Consider the following 14249-nt stretch of genomic DNA (forward strand, 5'->3'; position numbering starts at 1 on the left):
GTCCCGATCCCTCCAGCCCCGACTGGACCCCTGTCTTCATCGAAGCGCGAAGTGTGGAGCTGAGCTGAGCATGTCCTCCGAAAAAGTCGTCGAAGCCCTCCGTGCCTCGCTCCGGGAGAACGAACGGCTGCGCAAGCACAACCAGCGGTTGCAGGAGGCGATGACCGAGCCGGTCGCCATCGTCGCCATGGCCTGCCGCTGGCCGGGCGGAGCCGACACCCCCGAGGACTTCTGGCGGCTCCTCGCGGACGGCACGGACGCCATGACGGGCTTCCCCACCGACCGCGGCTGGGACCTCGACGCGCTGTCCGGCTCCGAGGGCACCGACGGCGGCAGCGCCACCGCCCAGGGCGGCTTCGTCCACGACGCCGACCGCTTCGACGCCGACTTCTTCGGCATCTCACCGCGTGAGGCCCTCGCCATGGACCCCCAGCAGCGCCTGCTTCTGGAGGTCGCCTGGGAGACGGTGGAACGCGCGGGCATCGCCCCGGCCGCCCTGCGCGGCAGCAGCACCGGTGTCTTCGTCGGCGCCAGCAACCAGGAGTACGGCTCCGTCCTGCGCGACGTCCCCGACGGCGTCGCGGGCCACATCCTCACCGGCAACACCGGCAGCGTCGTCTCCGGACGGGTCGCCTACACCCTGGGCCTGGAGGGCCCCGCCATCACGGTGGACACGGCCTGCTCCTCCGCCCTGGTCGCCCTGCACCTCGCGGCGCACGCCCTGCGGGCCGGGGAGTGCTCCCTGGCCCTGGCGGGCGGTGTCGCCGTCATGTCCACCCCCGGCGCCTTCGTCGAGTTCAGCCGCCAGGGCGGCATGGCGGGCGACGGCCGCTGCAAGCCCTTCGCGGACGCCGCGGACGGCACCGGCTGGGGCGAGGGCGCGGGCCTGCTGCTGCTGGAACGGCTGTCCGACGCACGGCGCAACGGTCACCGCGTGCTGGCCGTCCTCCGGGGCAGCGCGGTCAACCAGGACGGAGCGTCGAACGGTCTCACGGCGCCGAACGGTCCGTCGCAGCAGCGGGTGATCCGCGCGGCCCTGGCGAGCGCCGGGCTGTCGACGGCGGACGTGGACGCGGTGGAGGCGCACGGCACGGGCACCACGCTGGGTGACCCGATCGAGGCCCAGGCCCTGCTCGCCACCTACGGGCAGGACCGCGAACAGCCCCTGTGGCTCGGGTCGGTGAAGTCCAACATCGGACACACCCAGGCCGCGGCCGGCGTCGCGGGAGTCATGAAGATGGTGCTGGCGCTGCGCCACGGCCTGCTGCCGCGCACCCTGCACGCCGACACGCCGTCCACCCACGTCGACTGGTCGGCGGGTGACGTGCGCCTCCTGGACCAGCCACGCGACTGGCCCCGGACCCAGGACCGTCCGCGCCGCGCCGGTGTGTCCTCCTTCGGCATCTCGGGCACCAACGCGCACGTGGTGCTGGAGGAGGCCGAGGAGGCCGAGGAGACCGAGGGCGCTCAGGAGGCCGCCGCGCCCGCCGGCAGCGGTGGCGGGGTGGTGCTGTGGCCGGTCTCGGCGCGCGGCGAGGAGGCGCTGCGGGCTCAGGCGGCGAAGCTCCTGGACGGGGCGCCGCAGGGTTCCGCCGCCGATGTGGGCCGGTCGCTGGCCGTGACGCGGTCGGTGTTCGAGGACCGTGCGGTGGTCGTCGCCTCCGGGCTCGACGAACTGCGCTCGGGCCTGGCCGCGTTGGCGGCCGGTGAGACGGACGCCCGGGTGGTGCGGGGCAGCGCCCTGCGCGGGCGCACGGCGTTCCTGTTCGCGGGGCAGGGCTCCCAACGGCTCGGCATGGGGCGGGAACTCTATGACGAGTACCCGGTCTTCGCCGAGGCCTTCGACGCGGTGGACGCGGAACTTCCCTTTGATCTGCGGGAGGTGGTGTTCGGTGCGGACGCCGAGCGTCTGAACCGTACGGAGTTCGCGCAGCCGGCGTTGTTCGCTCTGGAGGTGGCGCTGTTCCGGCTGCTGGAGTCGTGGGGTGTGCGGCCCGATGTGCTCGCGGGTCATTCGATCGGTGAGATCGCGGCGGCGTATGTGGCGGGGGTGTGGTCGCTGGCCGATGCGTGCCGTCTGGTGGTGGCGCGTGGTCGGCTGATGCAGGCGCTGCCGGCCGGTGGTGCGATGGTCGCGGTCCGGGCGTCCGAGGAGGAGGTGCTGCCTCTGCTCGGTGAGGAGGTGGGTCTCGCGGCGGTCAACGGGCCGCAGGCGGTGGTGGTTTCGGGTGCTGCCGGGGCGGTCGAGGAGGTCGCGGGTCACTTCCGTGGTCTGGGGCGCAAGGTCACGGCGCTGCGGGTGAGCCATGCGTTCCATTCGCCGTTGATGGAGCCGATGCTCGACGAGTTCCGTGCCGTTGCCGAGGGTCTCGTCTATGCGGAGCCGGGTCTGCCGGTCGTCTCCAGCCTGACGGGTGCGCTCGCGTCCGCGGAGGAGCTGTGCTCTGCGGACCACTGGGTGCGGCATGTCCGTCAGGCGGTCCGTTTCGCCGACGCCGTGGGTGTGCTCGCCGCGCGGGGTACGACCCGCTACCTGGAAGTCGGACCCGACGGCACCCTCACCGCCCTCGCCCTGGCGCTGCTGCCCTCCGGGCCCGGCCAGGAAGGGGAAGCGGCACAGCACATGGCCGTACCCGCCCTGCGCAAGGACGGGCCGGAAGCGGTGACGCTGCTCCACGCCGTCGCCCAGCTGCACGCGCACGGGCACAGCCCGGACTGGTCCGCGCTGTGCCCCGACGCACGCCACGTCGACCTGCCCACCTACGCCTTCCAGCGCGTCCGGTACTGGCCGGCCGACACCGCCTCCGGCCAGGAGGGGCGTCCCACGCACGCCCTCGACTCGGCGTTCTGGTCCGCCGTCCGCAGGGGAGACGTCCGCGACCTCGCCGAACGCCTGGCACTCGACCCGGACGTCCTGGCACCCGTGCTCCCCGCCCTCACCTCCTGGCACCACGACAGCATGCGGCGTGCCACCGCCGACTCCTGGCAGTACCGGGAGACCTGGACCCCCCTTCCGTCGCCCACCGGGTCCCCGGCCGGCGTCTGGCTGGTGCCCTTCTGCGCCGCCGACCCGGACGCCGCCGCGACCGCCGACGCCCTGGCGGAGGCCTTCACCGCGGCCGGCGCGGACGCCGCGCCCTTCCCGGTGACCGCCGACACCGACCGCGCCCGGCTCGTGGAAACGCTCACCGAGGCCGCCGCGGGCCACGGCGGTCCGCTCCAGCTGGTGTCCGTGCTCGCCCTCACCGAGGAACCGCACGCCGCGCACCCCGACGTACCGCTCGGGCTGCACCTCAACACCCTGCTGGTGCAGGCACTGGCCGAGACCGGCATCCGCGCACGGCTGTGGGCGGCCACGCGGTCCGCGGTGTCCGTCGGCGCCGCCGACCGGCTCACGCGGCCGACGCAGGCCACCACCTGGGGCCTCGGCCGGACCGCGGCCGTCGAACACTCCGATCTGTGGGCCGGCCTCCTCGACCTGCCGCAGCACCCGGAGCCGCGGGCGCTCGCCCGCCTGGTGGCGCTCGTCGCGCAGCCGGGGGACGAGACCGAGCTCGCCGTCCGCGACGCGGCCGTCTTCGCCCGACGACTGACCCGTGTCACCCGTGACGGCGCCGAGACCCCTCCCGCGCCGCGGTTCACCGGAACGACGCTCATCACCGGCGGCACCGGAATCATCGGTGCCCACGTGGCGCGCCACCTCGCCCGGGAGGGTGCCGAGCATCTCCTGCTCGTCAGCCGCAGGGGCCCGGAGGCCCCCGGCGCCGAGGACCTGCGCCGCGAACTCGAACAGACGGGGACCGGCGTCACCGTCGCCGCCTGCGACCCCGCCGACCGGTCGGCGCTGCGGGCGCTGCTCGCCACCGTCCCGGCCGACCGGCCGCTGACCTCGGTGCTGCACGTCGCCGGCGCCCTCGACGACGCGCCCCTGACCGCGATGGACCCCGAGCGGTACGCCACCGTCCTGCGCGCCAAGCTGCGCGCGGCCGACAACCTGGACGAGGCCACCAGGGAGCTGGACACCCCCCTCACCGCGTTCGTGCTGTTCTCGTCCATCGCCGGTGCGCTCGGCTCGGCGGGACAGGCCGGGTACGCGGCCGGCAACGCCCACCTCGACGCCCTCGCCCGGCGGCGGCGCGCCGCCGGACTCCCGGCGCTCTCCGTCGCATGGGGGCCCTGGTCCGGCGGCGGCATGGCCGACGACCCCGCGGTGCTCAACCGGCTGCGGCGCGGCGGCCTGACCCCGATGGAGGTCGAACCGGCGCTCACCGCCCTCGGCAGCCTCCTCGCCCATGACGACACCTGGGCGCTGGTCTGTGACGTCGACTGGACGAGGATCGCCGCCGGGCGGCGGGGACTGCCGGGCGGCGCCCTGCTGAGCCGTATCCCGGAAGCCGTCCAGGGCATGGCGGCCCACGACCCGACGGCCGGGCAGGGCGGCGGCCTGCGCGCCGAACTCGCCCCGCTGGGTGCCGCCGAACGCCGCCAGGTGCTGCTCAAGCTGGTCCGCCACAGCGCGGCCGGCGCGCTCGGCCACCCCACCCCGGAGAGCATCCAGCCGTCCCGCGCCTTCCAGGACTGCGGCTTCGACTCGCTCACCGCCGTCGAGCTGCGCAACCTCCTGGCCACCGCAACCGGCCTCACCCTGCCGACGACGCTGGTGTTCGACCACCCGACCCCGCTGGCCCTCGCCGAGCACCTGGTGCACGAACTCGACGACGGCAGCCTGGAGTTGGGCCACCGGGCGCCCGGCGCCGACCTGCTCCCGGCGGGCGGCCGCGGCGACGAGGACGAACCGATCGCCATCGTCGCCATGGCCTGCCGGTTCCCCGGCCGCATCACCTCGCCGGAGGAACTGTGGGACCTCCTGACGCGCGGCGGTGACGCCGTCGGCTCCTTCCCGGCCGACCGCGGCTGGGACCTCGACGCGCTGTACGACCCCGACTCACTGCGCCCCGGCACCAGTTACGTCAACGAGGGCGGCTTCCTGACCGGCGCCGACGCCTTCGACGCCGCCTTCTTCGGCATCTCGCCGCGCGAGGCCGTCGCCATCGACCCCCAGCAGCGGCTGCTGCTGGAGGTCTCCTGGGAGACCGTCGAACGCGCCGGGTTCGACCCGCGCTCACTGCGCGGGAGCCGCACCGGTCTGTTCGTCGGCTGCGGCCACCAGGGCTACGGTGCCACGTCCGGCGAGGTCCCGGACGACGTCCGAGGCCATCTCCTCACCGGCAGCGCGGCGAGCCTGGCCTCGGGCCGGGTGTCGTACGCGCTCGGCCTGGAGGGTCCCGCCGTCACGCTCGACACGGCGTGTTCGTCGTCGCTGGTGGCGCTGCATCTCGCGGCGCAGGCGTTGCGTGCGGGTGAGTGTGATCTGGCGTTGGCCGGTGGTGTGACGGTGATGTCGACGCCGGGTGTGTTCGTGGAGTTCTCGCGGCAGCGGGGGCTCGCGGAGGACGGTCGGTGCAAGGCGTTCGCGGAGGCCGCGGACGGTACGGGGTGGTCCGAGGGCGTGGGCATGCTCCTGGTGGAGCGGCTGTCGGACGCGCGGCGCCTTGGTCATCGGGTGCTGGCGGTGGTGCGGGGCAGTGCGGTCAACCAGGACGGTGCGTCGAACGGTCTGACGGCGCCGAACGGGCCTTCGCAGCAGCGGGTGATCCGTGCGGCGCTGGCCAGTGCGGGGCTGTCGACGGCGGACGTGGACGCGGTGGAGGCGCACGGCACGGGTACGGCTCTGGGTGACCCGATCGAGGCGCAGGCGTTGCTTGCCACGTATGGGCAGGGGCGTGAGCGGCCGTTGTGGCTGGGTTCGGTGAAGTCGAACATCGGGCACACGCAGGCCGCTGCCGGTGTGGCGGGTGTGATCAAGATGGTGCTGGCGATGCAGCACGGCGTGCTGCCGCGCACGCTGCATGTCGACGAGCCGTCCTCGCACGTGGACTGGTCGGCCGGTGCGGTCGAGTTGCTGACGCAGGAGCGGGAGTGGGCCGGTGAGGACGGACGACCGCGCCGCGCCGCCGTCTCCGCCTTCGGGCTCAGCGGCACCAACGCCCATGTCGTCCTGGAGCAACCGCTCCCCGCCGGGGCCCCGGAAGCCCCGCCCGCCCCGAACCCCCCGTCGGCCACGGTGCCCTGGCTGATCTCCGGCCGCAGCGACGAGGCGTTGCGCGCCCAGGCCACCCGACTGGCCGAGCACCTCGACTCCCACCCCGAGCTGAGCCCCGCCGTGGTCGCCCACGCGCTCGCCACCTCCCGGTCCGCCTTCGAGCACCGCGCCACCGTGATCGGTGCCGACCGCGACGACCTCCTCACCGCCCTGAAGGCCGTCGGCCGGGGCGAGCCCTCGCCCTTCGCGGCCGTCGGCACGGCCGGCCCCGAGGGCGGCCTCGCCTTCCTCTTCGCGGGACAGGGCTCCCAACGGCTCGGCATGGGCCGGGAACTCTACGCTGCCTACCCGGAGTTCGCGGAGGCCTTCGACGCCGCCTGCGCCCACCTGGACAACGAACTCGGGCGCTCGCTCAAGGACATCGTGTTCGGCGACGACGAAACGACGCTGAACCGCACCGAGTTCACCCAACCCGCCCTCTTCGCCTTCGAAGTGGCGCTCTTCCGGCTGCTGGAGTCGTGGGGTCTCCGCCCCGACGTGCTCGCCGGCCACTCCATCGGCGAACTGGCCGCCGCCTACGTCGCGGGAGTGTGGTCCCTGGACGACGCCTGCCGTCTGGTCGCGGCCCGTGGCCGACTCATGCAGGCGCTGCCCGAGGGCGGCGCCATGGTCGCGCTGCAGGCCTCCGAGGAGGAGGTGCTGCCCCTGCTGGCCGGGCTGGAGACCGAGGCCGGCATCGCCGCCGTCAACGGACCGCAGTCCGTCGTGATCTCCGGCGGCGAGGAGAGGGTGGCGGAGATCGCCGCGCACTTCCGGACCCTCGGCCGCAGGACCACCCCCTTGCGGGTCAGCCACGCCTTCCACTCGCCCCTGATGGAACCGATGCTGCGGGACTTCCTCAGCGTCGCGGAGGGCCTCACCTACCACCGTCCGCAGATCCCCGTCGTCTCCGACGTCACCGGCACCCTCGCCGACCCCGGCGAACTCTGCGCGGCCGGATACTGGGTGGCGCACGTCCGCCAGCCCGTACGCTTCGCGGACGACGTACGACGCCTGCACGAGCAGGGCGTCACCCGCTACCTCGAAGTCGGCGCCGACGGCACCCTCACCGCCCTCGCCCGCACCTGCCTCGCCGACGACCCGTCCACGGGCAGCGGCTCGCTGCTCGTCCCCGCGCTGCGCAAGGACCGCCCCGAGGTCGCCGGTCTGTACGGCGCCCTGGCCCAGCTCCACGCCCACGGCGTCGACGTCGACTGGTCCCCGGCGCTGGGCGCCGCCCCCACCACCCCGGCGGCGGACCTGCCGACCTACGCCTTCCAGCACGAGCGTTACTGGCTCGACCACGGCACGGCCGCCACGGGCGGGGCCGGGGAAGCAGCCCGGACCGCGGCGGACACCGCCGACGACCGGTTCTGGGAAGCGGTCGAGTGCGAGGACGTCGACGCCCTGACGCAGACCCTGGGGCTCCCGCCCGAGGACATCGGCGCGGTCGTCCCGGCGCTCGCCTCCTGGCGGAAGCGGCAGCAGCAGGAGAATGCCGTCGAGGCCCTCTCCTACGAGGTGGTGTGGAAGCCCGCCACCATCGAACCGGCCACCGCACCGGACGCCACCGACGCCCGGTGGCTGCTGGTCCTCCCGGCCGGCCCCGACAGCGACGACCCGGCCGTCACCGCCCTCAGCACAGCCCTGGGCGGCCCCGACCGCGTCACCACCGTGGTCGCCACGGGCGCCACCGACCGTGCCGCACTGGCCGACCGACTGCGTGACGCCACGCAGGGTCACCCGGTCGCGGGCGTCCTCACCTTCGCGGGACTCGCCGGAGCCGACCCCGAAGGCCTGCCCCTCGGCCCCGCCCTGGTGGCCATGGTGGTGCAGGCGGTCGGTGACGCGGGTGTGGGCGGCCGGGTGTGGGTGCTGACGCGTGGCGGTGTGTCGGTGGGCCGTTCGGACGGTCCGGCCGATCCGGTGCAGGGTGCGGTGTGGGGTCTGGGCCGGGTGGCGGCGTTCGAGTACCCGGATCGGTGGGGTGGACTGATCGACCTGCCCGAAGTCCTGGACCGCCGCGCCGTCACGCGTCTGCTGGGCGTGCTGTTCGGCGGCGGCACGGAGGACCAGGTGGCTCTGCGGCCTTCCGGCGTCCTCGGGCGTCGTCTGGAGCGGTTGCGTGGCGCCGGCGCTGCTGCCGGTGGGGAGTCGGTGTGGCGTCCGCGGGGGACGGTGTTGGTGACGGGTGGTACGGGTGCGTTGGGTGCGCGGGTGGCGCGGTGGGTGGCGGCTGAGGGTGCCGAGCATGTGGTGCTGATGAGCCGTCGGGGTGTGGAGGCTCCGGGTGCGGTGGAGTTGCGTGAGGAGCTGACTGCTGCTGGTGTGCGGGTGTCGGTGGTGGCGTGTGATGCGTCCGACCGGGAGGCTTTGGCGGGGGTGTTGGCGGAGTGTCCGGTGGATGCGGTGGTGCATACGGCGGGTGTGCTGGACGACGGTGTGATCGACGCGTTGACGCCGGAGCGGTTCGCGACGGTGTTGCGTGCGAAGGCGCTGGGCGCGTTGCACCTGGACGAACTGACCCGTGACCGCGACCTCGACGCCTTCGTCCTCTTCTCGTCGATCTCCGGCACCCTCGGCACCACGGGCCAGGGCAACTACGCCTCCGCCAACGCCTTCCTCGACACCCTCGCCCAGCGCCGCCGGGCGGCCGGGCTGCCCGCCACCTCGATCGTGTGGGGGCCGTGGGCCGACGGCGGCATGGCCGACGAGGAGGTCGTGCACTGGCGCATGCACCGCGGCGGCGTGCTGCCCCTCCAGCCCGCCCTCGGTGTCCTGGCGCTGCACCGCGCCGTCGGTGAACCCCTGCCGGTCGTCATGGTCGCGGACATCCACTGGGCCGAGTTCGCCCCCGTCTTCACCGTCACTCGCCCCAGCCCGCTGATCGAGTCGCTGCCCGAGGCACGCGCGGCCGTCGAGAAGGCCGGAGCCGCTTCCGAACGGTTCGGACGCGGCGACGGCTCCGTCCTGCGCGACCAGCTCATCGGGCTCACCCCCGCGGAACAGGAGCGCGTGCTCCTCGAAGTCGTCCGCTTCTGCGCCGCCGGCGTCCTCGGTTACGCGGGGGCGGCCGCCGTGCCGGCCGAGCGTGCCTTCCGTGACCTGGGTGTCGACTCCCTCACCGCGGTCGAACTCCGCGGCACACTCGCCATGGCGACCGGTGTCCCTCTGGCCGCCACACTGGTGTTCGACTATCCGACGCCCGTTCTGCTCGCGCGCCACCTGCGGGAACAACTGCTGGGCGACGATGCGCCCGGTGCGGAGGCCGTCGTTCCGGCGGTGGGGGGTGCGGTCGTCGCCGAGGACCCGGTGGTGATCGTCGGTATGGCGTGCCGGTTCCCGGGTGGGGTGCAGGACCCCGAAGGGCTGTGGCGGCTGCTGTCCGAGGGCGACGACACGATCGGCCCGTTCCCGGCCGACCGGGGCTGGGACCTCACGGCCCTGTACGACCCCGACGCCGAACACCGCGGCACGAGTTACGTGGACGTGGGTGCGTTCCTCGATGCTGCGGGTGGGTTCGACGCGGGGTTCTTCGGGATGAGTCCGCGGGAGGCGTTGGCGACGGATCCGCAGCAGCGGTTGTTGCTGGAGACGTCGTGGGAGGCGCTGGAGCGGTCGGGGATCGCTCCGGGTGGGCTGCGGGGCAGCCGGACGGGGGTGTTCGCGGGGACCAACGGTCAGGATTACACGGGTCTGCTGCTGGCCTCGGGTGAGGATTTCGAGGGTCATGTGGGCACGGGGAACGCGGCGTCGGTGCTGTCGGGGCGGGTGTCGTACGTGCTGGGTCTGGAGGGTCCGGCGGTGACGGTGGACACGGCGTGTTCGTCGTCGCTGGTGGCGCTGCATCTTGCGGCGCAGGCGTTGCGTGCGGGTGAGTGTGATCTGGCGTTGGCCGGTGGTGTGACGGTGATGTCGACGCCGGGTGCGTTCGTGGAGTTCTCGCGGCAGCGGGGGCTTGCGGTGGACGGTCGGTGCAAGGCGTTCGCCGAGGGTGCGGACGGTACGGGGTGGGGTGAGGGTGTCGGTGTGCTGGTGGTGGAGCGGCTGTCGGACGCGCGGCGCCTTGGTCATCGGGTGCTGGCGGTGGTGCGGGGCAGTGCGGTCAACCAGGACGGTGCCTCCAACGGACTCACCGCGCCGAACGGGCCTTCGCAGCAGCGGGTGATCCGTGCGGCGCTGGCGGCCGGTGGGCTGGATGCGGCCGAGGTGGACGCCGTCGAGGCGCACGGCACGGGTACGGCTCTGGGTGACCCGATCGAGGCGCAGGCGTTGCTTGCCACGTATGGGCAGGGTCGTGAGCGGCCGTTGTGGCTGGGTTCGGTGAAGTCGAACATCGGGCACACGCAGGCTGCCGCGGGTGTGGCGGGTGTGATCAAGATGGTGCTGGCGATGCAGCACGGCGTGCTGCCGCGCACGCTGCATGTCGACGAGCCGTCCTCGCACGTGGACTGGTCGGCCGGTGCGGTGGAGCTGCTGACGCAGGAGCGGGAGTGGGCCGGTGAGGACGGACGACCGCGCCGCGCCGCCGTGTCCGCCTTCGGCGTGAGCGGCACCAACGCCCATGTCGTGCTCGAACAGCCCGTCGCGGAAGAACGTCAGACGATCCCTGCTGACGGACCGGTGTCGTCGGTTGTTCCGTGGGTGGTGTCGGCGCGCAGTCGGGCCGCGTTGCGGGCGCAGGCCGGTCGGCTGGCGGAGTTCGTGGCCGGTTCCGGTGTGCTGGATGTGGCGGGTGTCGGTGCGGCTCTGGTCCGGTCGCGGTCGGTGTTCGAGCACCGGGCCGTGGTGTGGGGTGCGGATCGTGCGGAGCTGCTGGCCGGTCTGGGCGCGGTGGCGTCCGGTGAGTCGGTTGCGGGCGTGGTGACGGGCGAGGTCGGCGAAGGCGGCCGTACGGCGTTCCTGTTCGCCGGTCAGGGCTCGCAACGCCTCGGTATGGGACGTGAGTTGTACGAGGAGTATCCGGTGTTCGCGGATGCCTTCGACGCCGCCTGCGCCTACCTGGACACCGAACTGCCGCGTCCGTTGCGTGACGTGGTCTTCGGCGATGATGCCGACGTACTGAACCGTACGGAGTACGCGCAGCCGGCGTTGTTCGCGCTGGAAGTCGCGCTGTTCCGGCTGCTGGAGTCCTGGGGTGTGCACCCCGATGTTCTCGCCGGTCACTCGATCGGTGAGATCGCTGCCGCGCATGTGGCGGGGGTGTGGTCCCTGGCCGACGCGTGCCGTCTGGTGGCTGCTCGCGGCCGGCTGATGCAGGCGCTGCCGGCCGGCGGGGCCATGGTCGCGGTCCAGGCGTCCGAGGACGAGGTGCTGCCCCTGCTCGGTGAGGGAGTGGGTGTCGCGGCGGTCAACGGGCCGCAGGCGGTGGTGGTTTCGGGTGCTGCCGGGGCGGTCGAGGAGGTCGCGGGTCACTTCCGTGGCCAGGGCCGCAAGGTGACGGCGCTGCGGGTGAGCCATGCCTTCCATTCGCCGTTGATGGAGCCGATGCTCGACGACTTCCGCACCGTCGCCGAGAGCCTGTCGTACGAGCCGCCGCGGACACCGATCGTCTCGACCGTCACAGGCGCCGCTGCCACGGCGGAGGAGCTGACCTCGCCGGACTACTGGGTGGAGCACGTCCGTGCGACGGTGCGCTTCGCCGCCGCCGTACGCACCCTGGACGGACAGGACAACGTCCGCCGCTTTCTCGAACTCGGGCCCGACGGCACGCTCGCCACGCTGGCGCAGGACTGTGTCAGCGACGACGACCGGCTCTTCGTGCCGGTGTTGCGCAGGAACCGGGCGGAGGTCGACGCGGTGGTGGCCGCGGTGGCGGCTGTCTTCGCCGGTGGCGCCGAGGTGGACTGGTCCGCTCTCCTGCCCGCCGACGGCTGGGTGGAGCTGCCGACGTATGCCTTCCAGCACCGGCGGTACTGGCCGGATGTCGTGCGTCCGGAGCCGGTCGTCGGTGCGGGTGGTGAGATCGACGCCCGTTTCTGGGAGGCGGTCGAGCGGGAGGATCTGGGAGCCCTGGCAGGGGAGTTGGAGCTGGGCGAGGAGGTCGTGGGGGCTGTCCTGCCGGCGCTGACCTCCTGGCGGCGGCAGAGCCGGGAGCAGGCCGAGGCGGACCGCTCCCGGTACCGGGTGCACTGGGAACCGGTGACCGGTGTCCCCCGTGCTGCGGTGCTGTCGGGCCGTTGGCTGGCTGTCGTACCGGACGGCTTCGAGGCGGACCCCTGGGGCGTCTCGGTACGGGAGGCCCTCGCCGCGGCGGGCGCCGACGTCGAGTGCTGGACGTGCGATCCGCGTGCGGACCGCGCGCTGCTCGCCGCACGGCTGAAGGACGTACCGCCGGTGGCAGGAGTGGTGTCCTTGCTCGCCTCCTCGGACGGGGAGACCGGGGACGGCGTACCCCTGGGTGTGTCGGGTTCGCTGGCGCTGGTCCAGGCTCTGGGCGACGCCGGGGTGACGGCTCCGCTCTGGGCGCTGACCCGGGGCGCGGTCGCCGTGACTCGCGCGGACGCGGTCGTCGACCCGGTCCTGAACGCCGTCTGGGGGCTCGGCCGGGTGGCCGCCCTCGAGGCACCCGGCCGATGGGGCGGCCTGGTCGACCTGCCCGCCGACCTCGACGCCACCACCGGGAACGCCCTGGTGGCTGTGTTGGCGGGTGTGGGTGATGAGGATCAGGTGGCGGTGCGGGCGTCGGGTGTGTTCGGGCGTCGGCTTGAGCGGGTTCCTGCCGGGGGTGTTGGTGGGGAGTCGGTGTGGTGTCCGCGGGGGACGGTGTTGGTGACGGGTGGTACGGGTGCGTTGGGTGCGCGGGTGGCGCGGTGGGTGGCGGCTGAGGGTGCTGAGCATGTGGTGCTGGTGAGTCGTCGGGGTGTGGAGGCTCCGGGTGCGGTGGAGTTGCGTGAGGAGCTCGCCGCGGGTGGGGTGCGGGTGAGTGTGGAGGCGTGTGATGTGGCTGATCGGGGTGCGGTGGAGGCGTTGTTGGGGGTGTATCCGGTGGATGCGGTGGTGCATGCGGCGGGTGCGGTGGTGAATGTGCCGTTGGGTGAGGTGTCGGTGGGGGATCTTGCCGGGGTGTGGTCGGGCAAGGTGGCCGGTGCGGTGCATCTGGATGCGGTGCTGGGGGATCGTGCGTTGGATGCGTTCGTGGTGTTCTCCTCGATTGCCGGTGTGTGGGGCAGTGGGGGGCAGGCGGGGTATGCGGCGGCGAATGCGGCGTTGGACGCTTTGGTGGCGGCGCGTCGGTCGCGGGGGTTGGTGGGGACGTCGGTGGCGTGGGGTCCGTGGGCCGGTGGGGGTATGGCTGCGGACGAGGGTGCTGTGGAGGCGTTGCGGCGGCGGGGTCTGGTGGCGCTGGATCCGGAGCGTGCGGTGCGGGCGCTGGGTCGGGTCGTCGCTGGTGGGGACGGGGTCGTGGTGGTGGCGGACGTGGAGTGGGAGCGGTTCGCTCCGGCGTACACGAGTGTGCGTCCCAGCGCGCTGCTGGCCGGGCTTCCCGAGGCACACACCGCCCTCACCACGACCACGGCCCTCACCGGGCAGGAGGGCGAACGGGACGCCGGGCTACGGGAGAAGCTGGGCGGGCAGTCCGCGGACGAGCGAGGGCAGGCGCTGCTCGAGCTGGTCCGCAGGCTGGCGGCGCAGGTCCTGGGACACGGCGACACCGGCGAGGTGGGACCGGGCCAGGCCTTCAGGGAACTCGGCGTCGACTCACTGACCGCCGTCGAGCTGCGCAACCGGCTCGCCGCCGAGAGCGGCCTGAAGCTCCCCAGCACCCTCGTCTTCGACTACCCGACCCCCCGCCATCTGGCGGGCTTCCTCGACGCCGAGCTGTTCGGCTCCGGAGAAACGGACCCGGAGACCGTCCTCGCCGCCGAGCTCGACCGGCTGGCCTCCACGATTTCAAGGCTTTCCCCAGATAACAGCGCCAGGACTCTCGCGAAGGCCCGCCTGCGCAGCATGCTGACCGAGCTGGGTGATCAGGGCGAGGGTGATCCCAAGGCCTCCGTCTCCCAGCACCTCGAGGCGGCCTCGGACGACGAGATCTTCGACTTCATCAACCGGGAACTCGGCCGGTCCTGACCGCCCGCGTCACTGCAGGCCGAATCGTTCCTAC

Annotated in this window: 1 protein-coding gene; it reads left to right on the forward strand. The window is 73.3% G+C overall.

Features of this window, described 5'->3' with window-relative positions; all coding sequences use genetic code 11:
- Positions 1-70: 70 nt before the first annotated feature.
- Positions 71-14215, forward strand: a complete 14145-nt coding sequence (locus tag U5640_RS39720; RefSeq protein ID WP_340384074.1) for an SDR family NAD(P)-dependent oxidoreductase — start codon at positions 71-73, stop codon at positions 14213-14215.
- The last annotated feature ends 34 nt before the right edge of the window (positions 14216-14249 follow it).

It is taken from the genome of Streptomyces sp. SS7 (assembly GCF_037993025.1).
GTDB lineage: Bacteria > Actinomycetota > Actinomycetes > Streptomycetales > Streptomycetaceae > Streptomyces.

Bases quoted from the DNA above. Each gene is read 5' to 3' on its own strand.
- U5640_RS39720 (WP_340384074.1), top strand. From the start codon at position 71: ATGTCCTCCGAAAAAGTCGTCGAAGCCCTCCGTGCCTCGCTCCGGGAG.